This window comes from Shewanella sp. ZOR0012, assembly GCF_000798835.1.
Lineage (GTDB): Bacteria > Pseudomonadota > Gammaproteobacteria > Enterobacterales > Shewanellaceae > Shewanella > Shewanella xiamenensis.
The window spans coordinates 3760318-3781696 of record NZ_JTLE01000094.1 but is presented as its reverse complement, the minus strand read 5'-3'; the positions used below and the strand labels follow the sequence as shown (position 1 = coordinate 3781696).

Annotated in this window: 20 protein-coding genes, 1 tRNA gene and 2 pseudogenes; 10 read left to right on the top strand and 13 right to left on the bottom strand. The window is 44.6% G+C overall.

Going from position 1 to position 21379, the window contains the following annotated elements; translation table 11 throughout:
* The first annotated feature begins 324 nt into the window (after nucleotides 1-324).
* The 9 genes and pseudogenes from radC (at nucleotide 325) to L976_RS18170 (ending at nucleotide 5275) form a co-directional block, all read left to right on the top strand.
* The gene (gene radC / locus L976_RS18210; RefSeq protein WP_047539057.1) at nucleotides 325-831 is read left to right on the top strand and encodes a RadC family protein; all 507 of its coding nucleotides are present in this window, start codon (nucleotides 325-327) and stop codon (nucleotides 829-831) included.
* 40 nt (nucleotides 832-871) lie between these two features.
* Nucleotides 872-1233 (top strand): annotated as a pseudogene (locus L976_RS18205) (hypothetical protein).
* Nucleotides 1234-1375: 142 nt separating this feature from the next.
* Nucleotides 1376-1750 (top strand): type IV toxin-antitoxin system YeeU family antitoxin, encoded by a 375-nt coding sequence (locus L976_RS18200; RefSeq protein WP_047539055.1) that lies wholly within the window; start codon nucleotides 1376-1378, stop codon nucleotides 1748-1750.
* Nucleotides 1751-1934: 184 nt separating this feature from the next.
* Nucleotides 1935-2348, top strand: a complete 414-nt coding sequence (locus L976_RS18195) for a DUF2787 domain-containing protein (protein WP_047539054.1) — start codon at nucleotides 1935-1937, stop codon at nucleotides 2346-2348.
* 192 nt (nucleotides 2349-2540) lie between these two features.
* The gene (locus tag L976_RS18190; protein ID WP_047539053.1) at nucleotides 2541-2948 is read left to right on the top strand and encodes a DUF2787 domain-containing protein; all 408 of its coding nucleotides are present in this window, start codon (nucleotides 2541-2543) and stop codon (nucleotides 2946-2948) included.
* A gap of 108 nt (nucleotides 2949-3056) precedes the next feature.
* Nucleotides 3057-3623, top strand: a complete 567-nt coding sequence (locus tag L976_RS18185; RefSeq protein ID WP_047539049.1) for a site-specific integrase — start codon at nucleotides 3057-3059, stop codon at nucleotides 3621-3623.
* A 79-nt stretch (nucleotides 3624-3702) separates the two neighbouring features.
* Complete coding sequence (locus L976_RS18180) at nucleotides 3703-4425, top strand: lecithin retinol acyltransferase family protein (RefSeq protein WP_047539047.1); 723 nt, start codon at nucleotides 3703-3705, stop codon at nucleotides 4423-4425.
* Nucleotides 4426-4709: 284 nt separating this feature from the next.
* Nucleotides 4710-4994: a CopG family ribbon-helix-helix protein gene (locus L976_RS18175; RefSeq protein ID WP_047539044.1), complete on the top strand. Its 285-nt coding sequence runs from the start codon at nucleotides 4710-4712 to the stop codon at nucleotides 4992-4994.
* Complete coding sequence (locus tag L976_RS18170; RefSeq protein ID WP_047539041.1) at nucleotides 4982-5275, top strand: type II toxin-antitoxin system RelE/ParE family toxin; 294 nt, start codon at nucleotides 4982-4984, stop codon at nucleotides 5273-5275. Before L976_RS18175 ends, L976_RS18170 begins: the two co-directional genes overlap by 13 nt.
* 145 nt (nucleotides 5276-5420) lie before the next feature.
* On the opposite strand, the gene L976_RS18165 is transcribed toward L976_RS18170, so the two are convergent.
* From L976_RS18165 to L976_RS18125, 10 genes and pseudogenes are all read right to left on the bottom strand, one after another.
* The gene (locus L976_RS18165) at nucleotides 5421-6098 is read right to left on the bottom strand and encodes an inovirus Gp2 family protein (protein WP_047539039.1); all 678 of its coding nucleotides are present in this window, start codon (nucleotides 6096-6098) and stop codon (nucleotides 5421-5423) included.
* Between the two features lie 202 nt (nucleotides 6099-6300).
* Nucleotides 6301-7419 (bottom strand): annotated as a pseudogene (locus L976_RS23685) (DUF3987 domain-containing protein).
* Nucleotides 7406-7864, bottom strand: coding sequence for a DUF3987 domain-containing protein (locus L976_RS23780; RefSeq protein ID WP_052184022.1), 459 nt, complete (start codon nucleotides 7862-7864; stop codon nucleotides 7406-7408). Before L976_RS23780 ends, L976_RS23685 begins: the two are co-directional and overlap by 14 nt.
* Before the next feature lie 57 nt (nucleotides 7865-7921).
* Complete coding sequence (locus L976_RS22435; protein WP_052184021.1) at nucleotides 7922-8134, bottom strand: AlpA family phage regulatory protein; 213 nt, start codon at nucleotides 8132-8134, stop codon at nucleotides 7922-7924.
* A 142-nt stretch (nucleotides 8135-8276) separates the two neighbouring features.
* Nucleotides 8277-9335, bottom strand: coding sequence for a hypothetical protein (locus L976_RS18155; protein WP_047539036.1), 1059 nt, complete (start codon nucleotides 9333-9335; stop codon nucleotides 8277-8279).
* Between the two features lie 426 nt (nucleotides 9336-9761).
* Nucleotides 9762-10592 carry a type VII toxin-antitoxin system HepT family RNase toxin gene (gene hepT, locus L976_RS18145; RefSeq protein WP_047539030.1) on the bottom strand — a complete coding sequence of 277 codons (831 nt, stop codon included), beginning with the start codon at nucleotides 10590-10592 and terminating at the stop codon, nucleotides 9762-9764.
* A 127-nt stretch (nucleotides 10593-10719) separates the two neighbouring features.
* Entirely contained in the window at nucleotides 10720-11955 is a 1236-nt protein-coding gene (locus tag L976_RS18140; RefSeq protein ID WP_037425208.1) for a tyrosine-type recombinase/integrase, read from the bottom strand.
* A gap of 353 nt (nucleotides 11956-12308) precedes the next feature.
* Nucleotides 12309-12396 (bottom strand) — tRNA-Ser (locus tag L976_RS18135).
* A gap of 203 nt (nucleotides 12397-12599) precedes the next feature.
* Nucleotides 12600-14594 (bottom strand): methyl-accepting chemotaxis protein, encoded by a 1995-nt coding sequence (locus L976_RS18130; RefSeq protein WP_047539027.1) that lies wholly within the window; start codon nucleotides 14592-14594, stop codon nucleotides 12600-12602.
* A 256-nt stretch (nucleotides 14595-14850) separates the two neighbouring features.
* Entirely contained in the window at nucleotides 14851-15483 is a 633-nt protein-coding gene (locus L976_RS18125) for a YchE family NAAT transporter (protein ID WP_011072194.1), read from the bottom strand.
* 316 nt (nucleotides 15484-15799) lie between these two features.
* Here L976_RS18125 and adhE point away from each other — a divergent pair, with 316 nt between their 5' ends.
* Nucleotides 15800-18400, top strand: a complete 2601-nt coding sequence (gene adhE, locus L976_RS18120; protein WP_047539023.1) for a bifunctional acetaldehyde-CoA/alcohol dehydrogenase — start codon at nucleotides 15800-15802, stop codon at nucleotides 18398-18400.
* Nucleotides 18401-18561: 161 nt separating this feature from the next.
* Here adhE and L976_RS18115 read toward each other — a convergent pair whose 3' ends face one another.
* The 3 genes from L976_RS18115 to L976_RS18105 form a co-directional block, all read right to left on the bottom strand.
* The gene (locus L976_RS18115) at nucleotides 18562-19497 is read right to left on the bottom strand and encodes a M14 family metallopeptidase (RefSeq protein WP_047539020.1); all 936 of its coding nucleotides are present in this window, start codon (nucleotides 19495-19497) and stop codon (nucleotides 18562-18564) included.
* Between the two features lie 55 nt (nucleotides 19498-19552).
* The gene (locus tag L976_RS18110; RefSeq protein ID WP_047539017.1) at nucleotides 19553-20011 is read right to left on the bottom strand and encodes a GNAT family N-acetyltransferase; all 459 of its coding nucleotides are present in this window, start codon (nucleotides 20009-20011) and stop codon (nucleotides 19553-19555) included.
* Between the two features lie 168 nt (nucleotides 20012-20179).
* Nucleotides 20180-21379: dipeptidyl-peptidase 5 (locus L976_RS18105; RefSeq protein ID WP_047540699.1), on the bottom strand; the 1200-nt coding region annotated here is incomplete at its 5' end.

Genomic DNA, 21379 nt, shown 5'->3' with positions numbered 1-21379 from the left:
ATTTAAACTTCACCCAAATGTATACACTATAAATGTATAGATCAAGTGTAATGAATAATAATTTTTATGACGTTTGAATCAATAGAGGAAAAATTAACAATAAGGATAGGTTGATTAGCTTCAAACTCTATCGATGACTCATGTTCTTGCTGGTATTAAAATTTTTCTATGTAATATCTAAACCCACCTTATTTAAAGCTTTTTTGATATAGCATCATGACATTGACCACTTCATTAATGCTTATCTATTACACTTTTTCCAAATATTTTCAGATATATATCACCCCTGTGCATAAGCCCATTAACGCTTTCAAGGAGCCTGATATGTCAACAAAAGCGATGCACACCAAAACTGAACCAAACCACTCGATAGACCAGCCGATCAACCAATGGCCGCAGACTGCCGAAGAAGTTCTAGCCTCTGCCGCCAATATCATTGCCGAACGCTATGTGAAGAAGGACGCCTATACCAACCCTCAAGCCACTAAAGATTTTTTAACTTACAAACTGGGCGGTTATGAGCGGGAGGTGTTTGCGGTAATGCTGCTCGATAACCAGCATCAATTACTCGAGTTTAAAGAGTTGTTCTTTGGCACTTTAGATGCTGCCAGTGTTTATCCACGGGAGGTTGTTAAGGCTGTGTTGGCTGTCAATGCCGCTGCGGTGATTTTTGCCCATAACCATCCCTCCGGCGAGTCTGAACCTTCGGCAGCAGATAAGCACATCACTCAACGGTTAACCGATGCATTAGCGCTTATCGATGTGCGCGTGCTTGCTCATATCGTGGTTGGCCGCACGCCAGTGTCCTTTGCTGAGTGCGGCTTACTCTAGCCAACGTTTAAACCTGCTACGCCTTTTTAAGGAGTCCATCATGATTGAATTTACTGATAGCTTTTCACAAGCCTGTGTCGCCGAAGCCTGCGCCGCCTTTCCCGAACTGCGTAACCGCTTAGCGGTTGAACTCATTTTGCCGATGTTTGTCCGTCCACTTAATGCCATGGGCCAAGTGATTGGCAAGCCGATTGTGGCACCGAATCCCAAGCTGCATAAAACCGTATTGAGTGTGTTTCACCGTGATGTGGTTGAACACTTGCCCAAGGAGATCAGCTTTTGCCGCTATGTTTACCCTGTGATAGTTATGGTGTGCCAACAGGCGAATGGCAAAGGGTGATCAACGGGGTGTACTTTAACCATGGCAGTAATGAACAGCCTAATTGGAGTGTGCATACCTAAAAACTATTACCTGCCCGATATCCTGCTCCCTAGCCAGCTGTATTCAGCGTTTGTACTCGCCTTGGCATTTATCACCGCTCTCGCTAGTCCGCTAACAAGCAAGCCATTCCCTGAGTTTCATCCTTCAACCATAGAGGTCACTATGACAACCCTAAAACTTTTCGATATTGAGCACGCCTGGGGCTTGCCCCGTAAAGTGTCTCCCCGCTTTGGTGCGAGACTGATTTTACGCGGCCTGCATTTGGATTATCTCCATGACCGCGCAAGCTTTGTTGGTGAATTTCTACCAGCAATTAAACAACAATTTGTCGAAGCCTTTCCCGCGATGGTTAAACAGCTTGAGCGGCTGGTGGCCACCGGCGAGATTGATGCTACTGAGCAGCACTGCGTGAGCATTGAACACGCAGGCTTTACCTGTGAGGCCGATACACTTGGCAGTCACGGTTATTTGTATATTGCGATTTATCAAACCGAAGCTAAACCACTGACCGCCAGCAACCTCACCCTGACTCGATAACTTGTTCTAACTCGTGAGCCAGTACTAATCCCCTAACCGTAAGCATCTTGCCCCGAGTAAGACTCCAAGCAAGCAGCGCTTTGCCTATATCCGATTCATAAACCAAACCGCATAGACAACAAGAGCCAAGGCGCAGTTACACCTTAGCTCTTGCGTATGCCCGTTTTTAAATAAGGAATATTCCATGACATTAACTATCAAGCGTAACCAACTGCCAGCGATGCCCGATCGTTTTTACCAAGTGATTGAAAAGGAACTGGCAAACGTCGATCCAAAAGAGGCCAACGCCATCACCCTTAATTTTCTAGATCCTGATTACAGCGCCGAAGCGGGTGGCTTTCATCCCGTCGAAGTCAGGCTTGAGAAACAGCAAGATCACTGGCGTTTAGTCTACGTTACCGACTTTGCTTTCCGTGGCCATCCCTTCCCTGAACTGGTTAAAGATATCGATATCTGCTTTAACAGCAAGCAGGTCTATAGCCTGTTTAGCGGTTGGATTGGGGAACGGGAATCACAGGGGCTGATTAAGTTGTTCAGCGATAACTTTGTCAGTTACTACCAGATGGAAGCCTATGAGGTGCAAGTGAGTTTGGATTGACCCGCCTCGCCGTCATTCCACGCGAGCATACTAACGATTCTAGCGCTTTCAGTCCTATCGCAATCAACGGGTCAAGCCATCACACCCGCGCCCTTGTCACCCTAACTGATTACGTCAAGCCTCAGTCGTTAACAACAACCTACCCTGCCCACAACGCCTGTCGTTCGCGGGCTTTTTGTTATGGAGTCCACCATGAAAATACATCGCGAAACCATCCTGCCACTGCCAGAGCCATTTTATGAATTATTAGAACGGCAACTGGCCGCGCTCAATCACCCTGACCTCAACAGCGTCACTTTTAACTACCGCGATCCCGACTACAACGCGGATAGCGGCGGTTATCACCCCGTCGAAATCAATCTCTACCGCCAAGATGATTGCTGGTATCTCAATTACTTTACCGACTTTGCTTACTGCGGCGGGCCCTTTCCAGAGCTTGAGAAAGAAATGGAAGTGCTGTTTCAGGAGAAGCAGGTCTACAACAGCTTCTTTGGCCGCTGTTACCTCGAGCATGCCGACAGCCAGGTACGGCTGCTGCTGGAGAACTTTTGCAACTACCTCGAGATGGAGGTTTACCAGGTTCAGGTTAGCGCCGACTGAACTTGGTGCCCACAAAGGTATTTTGGGAACCAAGCAACGCAGGCCCCATGCGGGTTTGCGATGTGCTGGTGCCCACATTCATCACATAGCTAATTGAGGGAACCCAGCATGAACGAAGTCGAGGCGGTCAAGAACCGCGACACCATCAAGCTTATCAGTTACCTGCTCGAACGTCACTTTGGTCAGCAGATGGCGGATGTCTGGAATATCGGTCTTAATCTGGCCCTTAGGATCTCTGACTTACTGGCCATCAAGTTCAGCGATATCAACGGCGACCGCTTAACTATCATTGAGCAGAAGACCGGTAAACGCGCCAGCATCAAGCTCAACCCGAAGACGCTGGCATTGATTGAGGCGATCCACCAGCGTCACCCTGAGCATATCTACCTGTTCCAATCCCACCGCTCGAGCCAAGCCAAAGACCGGCAGGCCCCCGCGAAACCCCTGACGCGGCGTGCGGTCGCCAAAGCATTTGCCTTTGTCGGTGACGATATCAAGTTAGCCCTGGGCACCCACTCGATGCGTAAAACCCGCGGCTATCACCTGTATCAAGCCTGCAAAGACATTGGTCGGGTGATGCGCATGCTGCGGCATCAATCGGAAGCGGTCACCCTGCGTTATATCGGCATTACTCAGCAGCAAGTCGATAAGGACTTTGTCGAGCTGGAAATCTGAGTCAATCAACACACCCTATTCAACCCATTAGCAGATGCGACCTAAGGTTATCTGCGTTGTTTTTCTTGGAGTCCATACCATGTATACATTTCATCCAGGTGATCATCTGGTCACCAATATCGATCCGCTTGGCTTAACCGAACACCATGGCCTGTATGTGGGTCATGGCCATGTGATCCACTTATCTAAACAGGGCATCATCGAAGAAATCGATCTGCAGCAATTTGCTGGTGGCCATAGCGTTAGAGTGAAAAAGTCCAGCCTGTATCCCCATCAGGCCATTGAGCTAGCGCGCTGTCAGTTAGGTCACAGTCCATACGGCGTAGCTACCAATAATTGCGAGCACTTCGTCAATGAATGCTTAGCGGGAACCAGTACCTCCAACCAAGTCAGTAATCTCACTCACGTTGCCCTGCAAGGCTCTGCCAGAGCAGGCTTACTGGGAAGTACTGCGTCAAAGCTGGCCACGGGGACTGTCGCAAACGTCGTGTTAGCCTCTACCGCCATCAAAATGACTGGTGAATACCTAGGGCTACCCGATAACGTCAACACGCTGCTAGGGACGCCTGGAGATCTTGTGGCTAAACCTGCTGAATGCCTACTAAAAGGCACTAGTGAAACTCTGGGTGAGAGTTATGCTTGTTTACGCCAAGGTGAAATAACTGATGCGGGGATCAAACTCGTCACCGGCAGTGTAGAAACTGGCTTAAACACCGTGTTGACGACAGCAGAAGTGGGCATCAATGGTGTAAAAGCCGGTGCTGAGCTGATAGCCGATGCATGGCATTGGTTAAGGTCATGATGCTTCTGCGACGGTATTGAGTGCTAAGTCAGCCATTAGCCACCCTCTAAACGAAGCGGCATCACTCGCCGCTATCGTTTTCACCCCTATTGCGATTACGTTGAAGATTAGCGTGATGACGGCGTAACATGTTTGCCCTGTTAAGTGATACAAACTATCTTCTATCATCCTTGAGCTTATGGCGTTGCTCGAGCAGACGAGTAAACGTGTAATCATTATTTTTTTGTACCACGTTATGCTAAGGTATTACCTAGTATTACTAACCATTACCTATGGAGTAACAGATGAGCACAATCAAACCCGTGTCGGTTAAATTAGATGCCGATATTAAAGCCAGAGTCGAGCATTTAGCAGAAACTCGTAAACGTTCATCACACTGGATGATGCGTGAAGCGATCCGTGAATACGTTGAGAGAGAAGAGAAACGCGAGGCGTTGCAGCAAGAAGCGTTACGCGCATGGGAAGAACACCAGACATCAGGCTTGCATGTCACCGGTGACGAAGTGGTGAATTGGCTGGAGTCCTGGGGAAGTGAAAATGAAAAGGCAGCCCCTACATGCCACAAATAATCTTCACTGCCACTGCATTACGTGATTTAGAACGCTTACGTGAGTTTCTTCGCAGTAAAAATCCCCCTGCCGCACAACGGGCTGCCAGCGCCATAATCAATACTATTAGAAAACTGGAAAGCTATCCAGACATTGGTCGGCCTATCGATGACAATGACTTTAGCTTTAGGGAACTACTGATCGACTTTGGTGACACTGGCTATCTGGCAATGTACCAGTATGATGGCGGTGGACGATTGACCGTGTTGTGTATACGCCACCAAAAAGAAGCCGGATATTGATAGAGATGCATCAGTAAAGATCTCTTCTTATGGATGATGCGATTATGAATATACTGCTGCTCTCTATAAACACAAAAGCAAGGGATTTAAGCCCCTTGCCTCAACTTCCGTATTTGTACTCGCTGCAGCAACCGTACTAAGAAAACTAATCACCAACTTGTAGCCTACCCAATAATCGACTACAACCATAATGACGACGTCCATCACCATAGGTCTTACTGTCAACTTTGGCAAAGTAACTTAACCGCAGAAACAACTCACGTAAAGTATTAGTCTGGTGAATCCGACCACGCTCTAATAGATAGCCAGGCGCTTTGGGAAAGTGAACTAAGCCTTGTGCTGCAACAACATCCAACGCTAGCGCACTCGCCCAAGCTTTAACGATTCGGTTATACAAATTAGGTCTACCAAGTTCAAATACACCTAAACTTCTATAAGCGTTACCATTAAAAAACAAACAAAGATGATAGTGTGGTCGGTTAAGTTCACCGGTTTCCTGAACCCAGATATACAGTACTTCACTTTGATGCACAAATCCTTCAGTGTTCTTACACTTTGCAATATAGTCTGCGGTAATTTTCGCTTTTAGAGATTCAATACAACGCGTAATAAATCGGTTATCATCGGTGTCATAATAGTCAGGAAATCTCAAGTCAACTCTCACAGCGAAAACCTTTGAGTACCTTTTTAATGCGTGATAAATAACGTTAAAGTTATTGTGCAAATACTCCCAATAGACTCCATTTTTAAATTGAAGAATTGGCAGTCCACTAAACTCTTTGGCATTTAATACGGTTAAGTTTCTATTGTTATACTGAGACACACCATACCAACCTTAAAGTTATAAAAACAACAACCCTAGATTACCAATATAATATTAATAACCTAGGAGTCGCAGCAATTGAAAACAAACGAGCCCCTCACAGAACAAACAGTCTGAAATAAAATATGCTCGTCAAGAAGCAGATATCAAAACCATACAATATAAAAACCAACTCTGATTTTATATGCAGAAAACAATCAAGCTACACAGGGCCATTTTGATTGATATTAAACAGGTTCATATCACGATGAAAGGCACTTTCGTCATAAGGAGCTCCAGGATACAAATCAATAACGACCGTGATATTATAATCAAAAACATCAACAAGCCCATTTGATATAACATTGTTCAACGCATCATTTAAATTCTTGCTTTTCCTTAGCATAGGAGGACCATATTGTAATATTTTATTCTTTTTAATATACCGAATGCCTCGATCATAATATGAACTTAACCAAAGTGCTAACTTTTGCCCCAGAATAACCTCCATAGGTGGTGGACAAAAATTACTTAAAAATTGAAAAGAGTAATAACTCACCAAATCAATTGCTGTTTTTAATGACTCAACTGATATTTTAGAGTCAAAAGGATGTCCAAAATAGTGAATATTTGCTGCAGTTCTAGCAATAATTTCTCCAAGTTTTGAAGCATGATCTCTGGCATTCTCGTAAATTCCACCAGGAGCCATTTTCAATTCAATATCGTTAGATATATCAAACCATCTTTCTTTACCTTCATCTGAAAATTCTACTATTATACGTTCCATTTATTTACCCTCTAGTAATTCTTCGATTCTTTGATTGAATTGATTGATAAATTCTTTCTCATACCTGATCCCATTGGTTTTCCGACCACCACTAAGAGGCATTGGAAAGCACACTAAAAAGCGAGAAAGAAAACCATTGCCTCTTACAACATTCTGCGATTTATCCATAAATCGTTTCAATGCTTGAGGCTGGATCATGATATGTGTAGTCAGCCTAACACCTGAGAGCGTATAAGAATCCGTTGTTTTTCTTGTCACTGTGACATCATCGCCACTCCAAATGGCATTGAGCACAGGCGTGTTTGACATTAGGGCACTATTCATTAACACACCGCCCTCACTTGACCCAAGATACGCATATGGTGAGTCATTCTTGAGTCCAAACGTAAGCGCTTCTAGCGTACTATCCTCATAAATAATTCTGAAAGCCTTTGGCCGTTGTGGTTGTTTTGCTTCATGCTCGATCAACTCTTGTAAAGGATCATTTATTTCATTTATTTCATTTATTTCATTTACTTCACTTACTCCATTTTCTGTTTTCCTAGATACCTTCATTTCTGAGCAATCTTTTTTTAAGCGACTTGGATTTAGCATCATGTACCTCCATCAAAATCTCATACTTAATTAACTGTTCTTTACAAGATAACTCACGCTTTTTTTGATAATTTTTAATCCCTTCCATTAATAAATTTTCAACCGTAGATTTCCGCTCACCTGAATCTGCGCAAGTTAATAAGTTAAGCGAGATTGGACAAATCTTCCCTGTTGGTAGTTCAACATCTATATGCCCCTGTAAGGCAGTTGAAATGGCAGCAAGTGCTGTGCTGACAATTAGGGGATATGAAGCTTGAGTAATTACACAAGTTTCAAGTATCGTATTACCTAACAGAGTGCCTTCTCCTATTTGTGGACAAACTCCATCAGAAACTGGAAAAGTACTATATATTTTTTTATTATACCGCCGCGGATGTGAATATTTATTTTCAAAACGTTCAGACATATCAGTTTTCCTTTGATAATAAGTCATATGGTCAGTTACCAGTACACCTTTAATCCATTACTGAACTCTTATTGATTTAAGCCATGCTTCAACCTCACCGAAATACCAACCTACCGCTCTGGCCCCAAGTGTCACCTTTTTAGGGAAAGTCGGATCGTATCGCGGTGATCGCGGGTTTTGTTTGTCATAGATAGTAGAGCGTGAAAGTCCCGTTAACTGAATAACGCTAACAAGTCTAATAATTGAATAGCTAGGATGATTGTCATTCATAGTTGCCCTCATCGGTTGTTGAGTTAGTCGATTTCAGGCAACTGTATACGAAACACAAGGATAAAATAGGAGGGAAAAGGAAGGCTAGCTAAAAAATAAACGAGTAACACACTGAAAATATTATATTTTAATCCTCCCCAAATCATTTAATTTCTTTTACATAACGAACCAATAGCTCCCCATACTTGCCGTTTTCGTGACGAAATCCACATGCACCTAAAAAATCGACCACGTCAGAACTAACTTTATTCTCACAATCATTGCCAAGATTTTTGCGAATTCGAAGTGCTTCAACTAAGAATGGAAATTGGCAATCAGGAGATTTGTCATTAGGTACAACTAGCTGATGAGTACCCTTTTTACCACGAGGTTCTACATTAATAAAAAATGCGGCTGACTCTGCCATAGTCTGTTTGTAACCAAGCTTTTTTTGCAGTATTAATGCTAATTTATTTGAGTTTATCCTCTTGTTGTTTAGAGCTTCAAACAGTAAAAAACCAATCACAGCCAATTGATCAAGCTTGGAACGACCACGTAATTCAGTGGGAATATAATAAGGACTATCATCAGGGATAGAATCTAGATCATTGTGTATAAAATTGATAATGTCTGACTCATAGACGGCTAATGAATCGAAGGTAATATCAATCCCAACTATGTCGTTTAGCGTACTATTATCTTTAGCCCAATATTCAACAGTTTTATTGGTAAATACAATTTCGCTACAAGAAACTGAAATCAAGGCAGAAGGACTCAGCCTTGAATAATCTTCAATCGCATCCATATTAAGCTTTAGGCTAATTTCTGGAGCTAAAATCAACTCACCACTCGTGCTAAAAGTCATTATCACTCTTAAAAAGTTAATTGTTAGTCGTTTTTGTGTAAGTAATTCTGGGATTTGTACTGCTTCAAGACAACCGTAGCAGACCCTATTTATTTGCTTTACCACATTGATTAAATTATCTTTATTTTCAATCTGTTGCGTCATATCCCTATAATGAGTTGCTTTACTTGCGTTAGATAGGATTTCCTTTATAAATTCCTTTAGATGATAAACATCCTGCCCACGTTTGATAACCCATACATTCTTATTATCAGGCACCCTGAAAAATATCGGCCTACCCTTATCCATCAAGAATTTTATGACAGAGGCAGTACTTTTATTCAAATTGACTGACGATAGCTGAACCACTCTTTCCATAGACTTATATCCTTAACTGTTTGCTATTTCTGCTACTAATAGCAGAAATAGCAAACAAGGTCCCTGTGTGTCAACCTAAGCCTGAGCCAATTGATTTTGAGATAACATATAAATCAGGGCACTCAGGAGAACGAAAATACCGAAATCAGCCAGCACAGCTGATCCCAAGGTTGAGCCAATACCCGAGCAGGAAAAGCGAGGACGCAGAGTAAACATGAAGAAATCACTGAGACAGTAAAGCTCACTTGCTGGGTGGGGATTTTGAATCGGTGAAGAACTTACAATGCTAGACAGGATGGCAACACTAATTAAAGCATAAATTTTAAAGTGCAAAAAAACAAACATCCCAGTCGTAGGGATTTAAGCAAGCAAGTTCACTTTAGTGATTCTCATTTTTAACTTATATAAAAGCCAGGAGGGCCCCTTTTAGTTATTCTTCAAAGATAACCATTCCAACCCCTGCTCTGCAAAGACAAATAGTCTATCGCTATAACCTTGAGAGATCACACTGCGGATGATCTCAGGGTCAATATTCAGATAATCATGTACCAGTGCATTACGCAGGCCTATCACTTTACGCCAGTCATTTAATTCATCGGCTGGTTGTGTGCCTCGTTGACACAGGATCTCAAATGCTTGGTAGGCATCCTGCGGACTATGCCCTGCCTGTGCTTTAGCCCAATGTTTGGCAATACCAATGCAAGCTTCAATAGAGACCTGTAGTGTTCGCTCTGCTGCGCGATCTTCAAGATTAGATATGGGACGTTGACTGAGTAATTGGCGTAACTCTCCAAGCTCAGCTTGATACCGGCTAAGGCTTGAACGCAATGACGTGATATAGGCATTATCCAAAATAATAAAGTGGTTTTGGGCTAAATAATCGAGTTCCAATTGCGACATAATGCGAGACTCTTCTTGCATTCTTCGACCTTCATCTCGACTAAAGATAAGTTTGTTGGCATTAATGATTCCGAAAGCCAGAGGGATAGATGCTAGATTGATATCGACAATGGATAGCTTTCCTTCAGCTAGCCCCAATGCTCGTTGCCAATCCATAGCAAGCAGTTCAGCTCTAATCCGGGTATCAAGCGCACTGTCCACCTTTACCGGGTCGAATGCGACGGCTAAATCCCAATCGCTATGCTCGCTAGCATTTCCTTTCGCCTGCGAACCATAAAGCCATAATACCGCCACCTCAGAATGGCTTGCAGCTAAAACGTTTAGTTGGTGCAAATGCTGGCTCTGCTCAATAGTCATTGGCTTGGCTTTAAGTTTGTCATGATGTATGAGTAACAACCCTGAGTCGGAGTTAACAGGTTAGATTCGTTTGTCACGTCCCCTAACGTTTTGACTCAGGGAGATAATCTCTATTCGGCCTTACAGGTCATGCCCCTAATTTTCTTGAACCAGCTGTTACTGACAAAGAGCCCACTGCTGCAGTGGCAATATGATTGCTCCACCACTCCATTAACTTGGTCCGTCGCTCTAGGTAGGTCGTGCGATTATAGGCACTGCGGATTTGGTTTTTATCAACATGGGCTAACGCTGCCTCAATAACATCACCATCAAAGCCTTGTTCATTTAAGGTTGTGCTCGCCAGTGAGCGTAAACCATGCCCCGTTGTTCTTCCCTTTAATCCCATTCGCCCTAATGCTTTGTTGATGGTTTCAGGATCTGTGTGCTTTTTAGGATCTTTAGATGACGGAAAAACGAATTGGCTTTGTTCACTGATCGGCTTAACAGTTTCGAGTATCGCGAGGGTATGCTCTGTAAGCGGGATAATATGCTCACGATTCATTTTCATGCGTGATTCAGGAATAGTCCAAAGTTTGGCATCAAAATCGATTTCTTCCCAACGGGCTCCGGCCGCTTCATTTGGCCTGGTCATTGTGTGCAATTGCCATTCAATCAAACACCGAGTCGTTAACAATAAATTGGCGTTTGCAATAGTCTGCAGCAACTCAGCTAGCTCTGCTGGTTTTAATGCCTTCAGATGCTCTACTTTGCTTTTTCTAAAAACTTCTCGAATACCTGACAACGGATTGGCGTGAATGTAACCAGAGTTAACTGAAAAGTTCATGATTTCATTCAGCAACTGAGCGGTACGTTTAACCGTTTCAAGATGCCCCTTCTGCTCTAGGGGCTTGAGCGCGGCAATGGCTATGGGAGCCGTGAGTCTGCTAATCGCAATACTCCCCAGTTTAGGGAAGGCATACAGCTCAAGCTTTCGCCAATTGCCTTCGATGGTTTTAGGCTTGATGCTTCCTTGCTTTGAGTCCATCCACATTTGTGCAATATGCTTCAGAGTTTGAGCGTTCTCTGTTGCCGCTTTTAATTTGTTTTCAACTTTAAGTAATTGAGGGTCGATGCCTTCGGCCAAGTTTTTCCGCGCTTCTAGCGCTTTATCTCGCGCCTCAGCTAAGGATACGTCAGGATATGAGCCTAAACCAAAATAGGTGGGTTTGCTGGTGGAGGGACGTATATATCTAAATTCCCAGGTTTTCCCTGCAGTGCGCACATAGAGATAGAGATTGCCACCATCTGACAATCGATAGGGTTTTGCTTCCGCTTTAGCATTGAGCACCGCTTTTGCAGTCAGCTTATTTGTACTCCTTCCCATGTTTTACCCCCTAAAATTAAACCCAAAAGTAATGCTTGATTTTGGCATCATTTTTCACTCGAAAATCAAGCATTACTTATCACTGAATAAATTCAGACAAATCAGGATTTTGCCAAGTTAAATCTGAGCCATAAAATCGAGAAAATCAAGTAAAAAAAGGCATAAAAAAAAGGGTATTTTTGAAGCCAAAAGTAATGCCAAAATTTTTCAAATTTCCTTGGCATTACTTTTGGCATTACTAAAAATTTCGGATGCAGTAGGATGTTATTAAATAATATCGGATGGTAAGTTATTGATTTTAATAAAATACAGGTAAGAAAAAAGACGTCCTAGGACGTCTTTAAACTTGAATATGGCGGTGAGAGAGGGAGTCGAACCCTCGATACGTTTCCGTATACACACTTTCCAGGCGTGCTCCTTCGGCCACTCGGACATCTCACCAGATTGTTGTCATTAGCTTTTACGTGTCAATGAACACGGTTAATCGAGTTGAATAGTGCTTAACGTGTAAGCTTTCATCGTTAACGGAGCGGTACTGTACGCAAAAGCCTTTGTATGGTCAAGTAAAAAAGAATCGATTTCAGGCGGTTGCACAATTGCTAGACAAACCGCCCTCGTTCAAGGCGCTAAAATTAACCAATGCACTATTTTACTGTAAATTTATGGACTTCTTTAGACATGAGTTCGGAGTCATAGGTCAATGCTTTAGTCAATTCCCTTAGCTCATCGGAGATACGTTGAGTGTTTAAGTAAATATCGCTGATCTTTAACGCATTACGATTTACATCTTCAGACACTGCGGATTGTTCATGGGTGGCTGTCGCAATTTGCTCATTCATGCGGTTAATGATATCGACTTGTTCAACAATACGTTTAAGTTCAATACCTGCTTGCTCCGCTTCTTGGACGCTGGTATTGGCCTGTGCTAATCCGCGATCCATGGCTTTTACCGCTAAATTAGCGCTGGACTTTAATCTGTCAGTCATATTCTTGATGTCAGACGTCGATGTCTGCGAACGCTGCGCTAAGCTTCTGACCTCATCGGCTACCACGGCAAATCCCCTACCCATCTCACCAGCTCTGGCGGCCTCAATTGCGGCGTTAAGTGCTAACAGATTAGTTTGTTCTGCAATGCTGTTAATTACATCTAATACCACCACAATACCGTGAATTTCTCTATCGAGTTCATTGATGGCCTGTGAGGCACCATTAATATCATCCGCTAGTGCTTTTATTGCATTGCTGGTTCTGCCAACTTCAAGGTTACCGGTTTTGGCCTCTTGGTTAGCCGAATTTGATGCTTCTGATGCCTGTACTGCATTGCTCGCAATTTCGGCAACGGTCGCACTCATTTCGGTCATCGCCGATGCCACTTGCTCAGCCTCACAGTGACCAGCCATCACATCTTGCTCCATGGCATGGGTGCAAACATCCATTTGTTCAACCGCCTGCTGTAATTTGCTAGCACTGGCACGCACTTGTAAGATAACGTTTTCAAAATCACTCATCATCTCATTGAAAGCTAAGGCAAGTTCACCAAATTCATCTTGGCTGCTATGGTTTAACCGAACACTGAGGTCGTAGTGTTTTCGTGCTTGTGTAACCGTGGAATAAAGATGATGAACACTCGTATGTAAATATCGGATCACCGATAAACTGAGCAAAAGTACAATGATCAGCACCAAGCTTAACGTCGCTAACACAAAAAACATTTGTTGATTGGCAGATGCAAGGCGTTCATGGGTGATATTCAAAAGATCAGCTGAAACTTGCTGCTCAAAATCCCGCAAGCTGTCAATCCGAGCTGAAGATTTAGCAAACCAGTCTTCTGGATTTTGTTGTTGAATTTTCTGGTTATCTTGGTCAAATGCAATTTGTCTTAGCGATTCAACGTCTTTAACTTCATTAGAATTTTGAATGCGGTTAATGGCATCAACCAAATTAGGTGTTGCCAATGCAATAAAACGCTCTAAATAGCTATTTTGCTCAGAAACTAGGGTAATAAACTTTGCGTAAACCTTAGGCTTAAACCCTGCTTGTCCAAATGTCGAACTTAATACTGCCCTCTCAATCCCTGCCCGTTCTTTCATTTGTAGGAAGGCACTAAATGCCGCCGCTTTGATGGCAATTTCTTGATTAGCACCCGTTTTAGCAGTCTCATCAACAATCGCAAGTAGCTCTCGGTTGAGCGCCGTATAATAGGCTACTTCATCGGCAACACTGATTGACAGGTTATCAACCTGCGAGCGAATTGAAGCTAATTTACTGAGTTGAGTATTTAGATCGCGCAGTTTCGGCGCAAACACTGCGGGTAAATTGTGGTTTTCAATAAAAGATTGGAAATATTTGAGCTGAGTATCTGTCAATTGCCTTTGACTGGGTATTTTGCCTGCGAATGCCTTGCCCGCTGAGCCTATAAATCCGGCACTCATGCCCCGTTCTTTTTGCAACTCATGGACAAAGTTACTGTTTGTCACCGCCAATTCGCTTAGCTGCACGACGACTTTCAGCTCTTGACGATATTCATACTTTTCGATGAGAAATAGCGCACCATATAAAAAACACGCGAATAAAGGGGGCAATACAACCATGAGTAATTTTTGCTTTAAGCTGAGGTTGCCAATCCATTGCCATTTCATAGGGATATCCTTAATCGACTTAGGGCTAAATTGTTAACCTATTATATAGCACAGGATGTTAATGATAACGATAGAATAACGCTAATTTAGAAAATACTAATTATTATAAAAACAAGTGGTTGCGACAATACAAGGCTACAACGGCTTTTCGAGATAAGGCTATAAATAAGGCCAAGGGAGAAAATTTCATGTGATAAAAGCAAATGAAAACTGCAACCGCAACAGCGGGAGGAAATGGCCTCCCGCATTCCGATTTTTAGCTAAAAAGTTGTGGGAATAAGCCTTTAATCCCAGCGGCAATGACTTCGATACCAATCGAGAGCATTAATAATCCCATAAGACGGGTAATCACGTTAATTCCTGTTTTACCTAGAATTTTATAGATAATAGATGCCATTCGAAACAGGCCGAAACTCACCAAACCAAAAATAATCACGGTAATAAACATCGCAATAAAATTGGATAATGAATTATGCTCAGCGGCAAACACAATCACCGAGCTAATCGCCCCTGGACCAGCCATTAACGGCAAGGCTAACGGCACAACCGCCACGGACTCCATAGCCGAAGATTCGCGGTCTTCCTCTTGGTTACGTTTTACTTCGCCCAATTTACCCTGCAACATCGACATCGCAATAATCGCGATCAGCGTGCCACCAGCGATCCTGAAAGCCGAAAGTGAAATGCTAAACATATTCAAAATATGTTGTCCCGCGACGATGGTCACCAACAGGATCACCACCACCGCAAAGTTAGCCACTTTACCTGTATGGTTACGCTCGGCTTCAGTTTGATGGCTGGTTAAGCTCACAAACACTGGCAACAAACCAATAGGGTTGATAATGGCAACCAAGCCAAGAAAAAATTTAACGTAAAGTGTTAACTCCAAGTGACTATCCTTATTGAGCGTGTCACGCCAATTTCATCAAACTAAACTTAAGGGCAAGTATAGTAGCTTAAGCACAGATGACTGAAAAATGAGATTTTTGAGGTTAAATCACAAGTTTGAGTAATATCTGTTTACTGTACTCGGCTTATTTTAGACAAAAAAGACACATAAGATCGCAACTGACGTATTTTTATTACATAAAAACCCTAAATTGTCCGCAAGATCACACTTTACCTTAGGCTTTAGGTGTAATTTTTCACCATAAAGAAGAGTTAGCGAATCGTGCATTCCCTAAATCTTTTTAGGAGTCTTAATCATGACAGTAACCAACGCCCAAGAACTGGATCTCATGGTCGAGCGCGTCGCCAAAGCGCAAGCCGAATATGCCAGTTTTAGTCAAGCCCAAGTCGATGCGATTTTCCGCGCCGCCGCCCTCGCCGCTGCCGATGCGCGTATATCGCTTGCGAAAATGGCCGCCGCCGAAACCCGAATGGGGGTGATTGAAGACAAAGTGATTAAAAACCACTTTGCCTCCGAGTACATTTACAACAAGTACAAAGATGAAAAGACCTGCGGAATTTTATCCGAGGACCCCACCTTCGGTACTATCACTATCGCCGAGCCCGTGGGCATTATCTGTGGGATTGTCCCCACCACCAATCCCACCTCCACCGCCATTTTCAAAGCATTAATTAGTCTTAAAACCCGTAATGCGATTATTTTCTCCCCTCACCCAAGGGCAAAAGTCTCGACCACCACAGCGGCTAAACTGGTGTTAGATGCCGCCATTGCTGCAGGCGCGCCCAAGGACATTATCGGTTGGATTGATGAGCCCAGTGTGGCGCTCTCAAACCAGTTAATGACGCACCCCAAAGTGAATCTTATCCTCGCTACGGGCGGCCCTGGCATGGTGAAAGCCGCCTATTCTTCAGGCAAACCCGCCATTGGCGTAGGCGCAGGTAACACCCCAATTGTTATCGATGAAACCGCCGATATAAAACGTGCGGTTAGCTCGATTCTGATGTCTAAAACCTTCGATAACGGTGTGGTGTGTGCCTCAGAGCAAGCGGTGATTGTCGTCGATAGCATCTACGAGCAAGTCAAAGAGCGCTTTGCCACCCATGGTGGTTATCTCTTAAATGCGGCGCAAACCGCTGCGATGCAACAAGTCATTCTTAAAAATGGCGGCTTAAATGCCGATATCGTCGGCCAAAGCGCCGCAACCATAGCGCAAATGGCGGGTATTGATGTCCCCCACACCACCAAGGTCTTGATTGGTGAAGTCACCGATATCACTGAGGCCGAAGCCTTTGCCCACGAAAAACTATCCCCCTTACTCGGCATGTACCGCGCTGCCGATTTCAATGACGCCGTCGATAAGGCTGAAGCCTTGGTCGCCTTAGGCGGGATTGGCCACACATCAGGCTTATATACCGACCAAGATACCCAAACCGAGCGGGTAAAAACCTTTGGTTTTAGAATGAAAACCGCGCGAATTCTAATCAATACTCCAGCCTCACAAGGCGGAATTGGCGACCTGTACAACTTTAAACTCGCCCCCTCACTCACCTTAGGTTGTGGCTCTTGGGGTGGAAACTCGATTTCTGAAAACGTCGGCCCAAGCCATTTAATCAATAAAAAAACCGTCGCTAAGAGGGCTGAAAACATGCTGTGGCACAAGCTTCCTTCATCTATCTACTTCCGCCGCGGCAGCTTACCTATTGCGCTTGAAGAATTGAGTGATAAAAAGCGCGCCCTGGTCGTGACCGACAGATTCCTGTTTAACCAAGGTTATTGCGACGAAACCTTAAAGATTTTAAAAGCCCAAGGTCTTGAAACCGAAGTGTTTTACGAAGTGGAAGCCGACCCCACACTGGCCACAGTGCGACAAGGTGCCAAAGTGGCCAATAGCTTTAAACCCGATGTGATTATTGCCTTAGGCGGTGGCTCGCCCATGGATGCAGCCAAGATTATTTGGGTGATGTACGAGCATCCCGATGTCGACTTTGCCGATTTAGCACTGCGTTTTATGGATATCCGTAAACGTATCTATAAATTCCCTAAAATGGGCGTCAAAGCCACTATGGTGGCGATACCGACCACTTCCGGCACTGGCTCTGAGGTCACACCTTTTGCCGTGGTCACCGATGAACAAACCGGCAAAAAATATCCCATTGCCGACTATCAACTCACCCCTAATATGGCGATTGTAGACCCAAATCTGGTGATGGATATGCCAAAATCCTTAACCGCTTTCGGCGGAATCGATGCGATCACCCACGCGCTCGAAGCCTATGTCAGCGTGATGGCGAACGAGTACAGCGATGGTCAAGCCCTGCAAGCTCTTGACCTGCTGTGCAAATATCTGCCCGATGCTTATCAGCTCGGCGCCGCATCCCCCATCGCCCGTGAAAAAGTGCATAATGGCGCCACCATAGCCGGTATCGCCTTTGCCAACGCCTTCCTTGGGATCTGCCACTCTATGGCTCACAAGCTGGGCGCCGAGTTTCACTTAGCCCACGGGCTGGCGAACGCGCTGCTGATCAGTAACGTTATCCGCTTTAATGCGACGGACTTACCGACTAAGCAAGCTGCATTCAGCCAATACGACAGGCCAAAAGCCCTGTGTCGTTACGCGGCCATTGCCGATCATTTAGCCCTAGGTGGCAACTCAGATGCGCAAAAAGTTGAAAAATTGCTGGAGAAAATCGAGCAGCTCAAGAAGACGCTGGGCATTCCTGCGTCAATCCAAGAAGCCGGAGTTAACGAAGCCGACTTCCTCGCCAAAGTAGATATGCTTGCCGAGGATGCCTTCGATGACCAATGTACTGGTGCCAACCCTCGCTATCCACTAATTAGCGAGCTAAAACAGCTATTACTCGACAGCTACTATGGCCGCCCTTTCACCGAGCAATAGTGCTCAATAGATATAAAGTCTAGGCAATAAAAAATTGTTAAATGCAAAAGCCCTCGTTTGAGGGCTTTTATCGTTTTAACTTAAGCAAAATCAATTGATGACACAGTACACAACGTTACGATTGACTTGCGAGCTTGATATCAAATAAGTAACAAACTCAATTAATTCAGTGCTAACACATAGTCGATGGCACTGGTAATCGCCGCAACTTGAGCTAAATTGCACTCTGCGGGCGTGGCCGATGGGCTGTCGGGATACACTTCTGTGGTGGTGTTATAAATACAACCCGTCACACTGCTGCATAAACCTAGCGCTTTCAATGGGTAATTGATCACCCCGTGTTGCCCTACCGTTGAGCCGATAATCTCGCCCTTGTCATCGGCAGGCGCGATGTGAGTCACTTTGCTAACGCCATCGATAATCGCCTTTTGGAACGCATCCTGCGGATTTTCGGTATCGCCTACAGCATAAAAACCATCAGGAATCGTCCCGGGAATAAAGTCTTTGCCGTCACGCGCGGCCAAGGCTGGACGAAATTCATCCTCATCCGAGTCGGTGGTTTCATGTAAATCCACATGCACATCAAAACCTTGTGGAACGCTTGCCACCAGTGCCATCAGTGCTGCCGACTCTTCTGCTGGGCTATTAGCATAAAACGAGCGGTTTGGATCGATAGCTTTCGGGTTCCAGCGATTAATAGTCTCATAACCCCAAGGGCTTACACACACTGCCACCACTAAGTTTACCCGCTCAGCATAGTGAGCCGCGTTGTTAGCCAAAAAAGCCAAGGCGCCATGCACACCACTGGTTTCGTAGCCGTGTACGCCCCCTGTGACTAATACCGTTATCTTTTTCGGATCAAAGCTTGCTGATTTGACCGCAAATAAAGGGTAACGCGCTGGATCAATCGATAAAGCGCCATATTGCACCACATTCAGCCCTAATTCGGCCAGTTGTGACTCCATCGCTTTTAGTGGCGTGACAACATTGTCTTGGTAAGAACGTTTAATTTGCGTACTAGCAAACCATGCGGCCTTTTCGGCATCGCCCCATTTTTCACCGACAGTCCCGATTGGGTAAAAACTCACATTCGCCATAGGTTCTCTTCTTCTGATTTTATGTTTTGGTCTTATGGTTAAAGATCGTTAGACATCAAAGCACGAGTTGCATTGGAATATCGCGGATCCCACCTCGCTCGCGAATATCACTTTGTGCAACAAAGCCAAAGCGCTGATAGACAGGCAGCGCATTCACCGCCGAGTTCACGGTAAACGTGCCGGGATTCCCCTTCGCGAGACACTCAGCTTTAGCATGCTCCCACAGCTGACGCGACAGGCCTTGCCCCTTGGCAATATCCGCCACAAACAGATGATAAAGGTGACTGTTATCCTTCATTCCTACCACACCGACGAGTTCGCCAGTCTCATTCATTGCAACATGATATTGATAACCTAAGGCAAAATAATGAGCCACCGACTCAACCGACATGGCGTTGACTAAGGTTTCTGCGCCCATATTAGTGCACGTGGGAGCGATATAAACCTGTGTAAGCTGCGTAATTAACGCGCTTATCGCCTCAATATCTGTTGTACTCGCCGCTCTGATCAGCATCTTCATTCCTTGATAGATAACAGTAGCCAGTATTTAACCCCATTCGTTCAAGGGTGTGATTAGCTGGATATAAATAATACGATGATTAAAAAGCCAGAACAGGGTTCTGGCTTTGGCAACAAGTTAATGGGACTTAGTACACAGTGGATTTAAGTCCATCATCCTCGGTTACTTTTTCGTCCAGCTGTCCATCCAACGGAACACGTTCGCGTACCATTGTTCTAGGTTTTCTGGCTTTAAGATCCAGTGATTTTCATCAGGGAAAATCAGCAATTCAGATGGAATCCCCTTACGCTGCATAAAGCTAAATGCAGCTAATCCTTGACCATAAGGCACACGGAAATCCTTCTCGCCATGGATAACCAGCATCGGGGTTTTCCAGTTTTCTACATAGTTAACTGGGTTAAACTGCTCATATAACGCTTTGTTATCCTGATAAGTGCCGCCAAACTCATGCTCTGGGAACCATACTTCTTCGGTCACATAGTACATGGAGCGCATATCGAACAGACCCGCGTGGTTAACGAGGCACTTAAAGCCATCGTTCCAGTTACCTTGGATCCAGTTCATCATGTAGCCGCCGTAAGAGCCACCTAAGGCACAGGCATTTTGTGGATCGAGCCATTTTTGTTGTTGGCTCACCGCTGCCAGACCTTTTTGTAAGTCTTCTAATGGCTTACCGCCCCAATCTTGGCTGATAGAATCGGTAAAGGCTTGGCCGTAACCAGTTGAACCGTGGAAGTCCACCATCACAACGCCATAACCCGCACCGGCCCATAACTGGGCGTTCCAACGACCACTGAAACCGTTACCAAATGAACCTTGCGGACCGCCGTGGACTAGGTATGCAATCGGATACTTTTTGCCTTCTTGGTAGTTGGCAGGTTTGATCCAGTAACCGTAAACATCTTCGTTGTTCCAACCCTTAAAGCTAAATTGTTGGAATTCACCGAATTTAATTTCGGCCAGTTTGTCTTTGTTGACTTCGGTTAGACGTTTCAGGCCTTGGCCGTCGGTGTTGATGCGGTACAGATCGCCCGGCTCAACTAAGGTTTTGCTGTCGAAGATCAGTTGATCGTCGGCGATCGCAATCAGGCTATTACTGCCGTCGCTATAGACAGACTGCACATCACCAAATTGAGTATTCACTTTAAAAATAGACACTTGGCCAATGTCCTGCGCCGTCACATACAGAGTACGGTTGTCCGGTGCAAACATCAGCGAGCTTGGGCTTCTATCCCACAGCGGTGCCACTTCCTTCGACTGTCCGGTGCTGGTATCACGCAACATGATGCGGTAACGATCGGCCTCAAAGCCAGGTTTAGTCATCGCGAGGTACGCCATATAACGACCATCGCTTGAGAATGT

What these genes read in the sequence shown, in the direction of transcription:
- radC (WP_047539057.1), top strand. Translation starts at nt 325, where the DNA reads ATGTCAACAAAAGCGATGCACACCAAAACTGAACCAAACCACTCGATA.
- L976_RS18200 (WP_047539055.1), top strand. Translation starts at nt 1,376, where the DNA reads ATGACAACCCTAAAACTTTTCGATATTGAGCACGCCTGGGGCTTGCCC.
- L976_RS18195 (WP_047539054.1), top strand. Translation starts at nt 1,935, where the DNA reads ATGACATTAACTATCAAGCGTAACCAACTGCCAGCGATGCCCGATCGT.
- L976_RS18190 (WP_047539053.1), top strand. Translation starts at nt 2,541, where the DNA reads ATGAAAATACATCGCGAAACCATCCTGCCACTGCCAGAGCCATTTTAT.
- L976_RS18185 (WP_047539049.1), top strand. Translation starts at nt 3,057, where the DNA reads ATGAACGAAGTCGAGGCGGTCAAGAACCGCGACACCATCAAGCTTATC.
- L976_RS18180 (WP_047539047.1), top strand. Translation starts at nt 3,703, where the DNA reads ATGTATACATTTCATCCAGGTGATCATCTGGTCACCAATATCGATCCG.
- L976_RS18175 (WP_047539044.1), top strand. Translation starts at nt 4,710, where the DNA reads ATGAGCACAATCAAACCCGTGTCGGTTAAATTAGATGCCGATATTAAA.
- L976_RS18170 (WP_047539041.1), top strand. Translation starts at nt 4,982, where the DNA reads ATGCCACAAATAATCTTCACTGCCACTGCATTACGTGATTTAGAACGC.
- L976_RS23780 (WP_052184022.1), bottom strand. Translation starts at nt 7,864, where the DNA reads ATGTCTGAACGTTTTGAAAATAAATATTCACATCCGCGGCGGTATAAT.
- L976_RS22435 (WP_052184021.1), bottom strand. Translation starts at nt 8,134, where the DNA reads ATGAATGACAATCATCCTAGCTATTCAATTATTAGACTTGTTAGCGTT.
- L976_RS18155 (WP_047539036.1), bottom strand. Translation starts at nt 9,335, where the DNA reads ATGGAAAGAGTGGTTCAGCTATCGTCAGTCAATTTGAATAAAAGTACT.
- hepT (WP_047539030.1), bottom strand. Translation starts at nt 10,592, where the DNA reads ATGACTATTGAGCAGAGCCAGCATTTGCACCAACTAAACGTTTTAGCT.
- L976_RS18140 (WP_037425208.1), bottom strand. Translation starts at nt 11,955, where the DNA reads ATGGGAAGGAGTACAAATAAGCTGACTGCAAAAGCGGTGCTCAATGCT.
- L976_RS18130 (WP_047539027.1), bottom strand. Translation starts at nt 14,594, where the DNA reads ATGAAATGGCAATGGATTGGCAACCTCAGCTTAAAGCAAAAATTACTC.
- adhE (WP_047539023.1), top strand. Translation starts at nt 15,800, where the DNA reads ATGACAGTAACCAACGCCCAAGAACTGGATCTCATGGTCGAGCGCGTC.
- L976_RS18115 (WP_047539020.1), bottom strand. Translation starts at nt 19,497, where the DNA reads ATGGCGAATGTGAGTTTTTACCCAATCGGGACTGTCGGTGAAAAATGG.
- L976_RS18110 (WP_047539017.1), bottom strand. Translation starts at nt 20,011, where the DNA reads ATGCTGATCAGAGCGGCGAGTACAACAGATATTGAGGCGATAAGCGCG.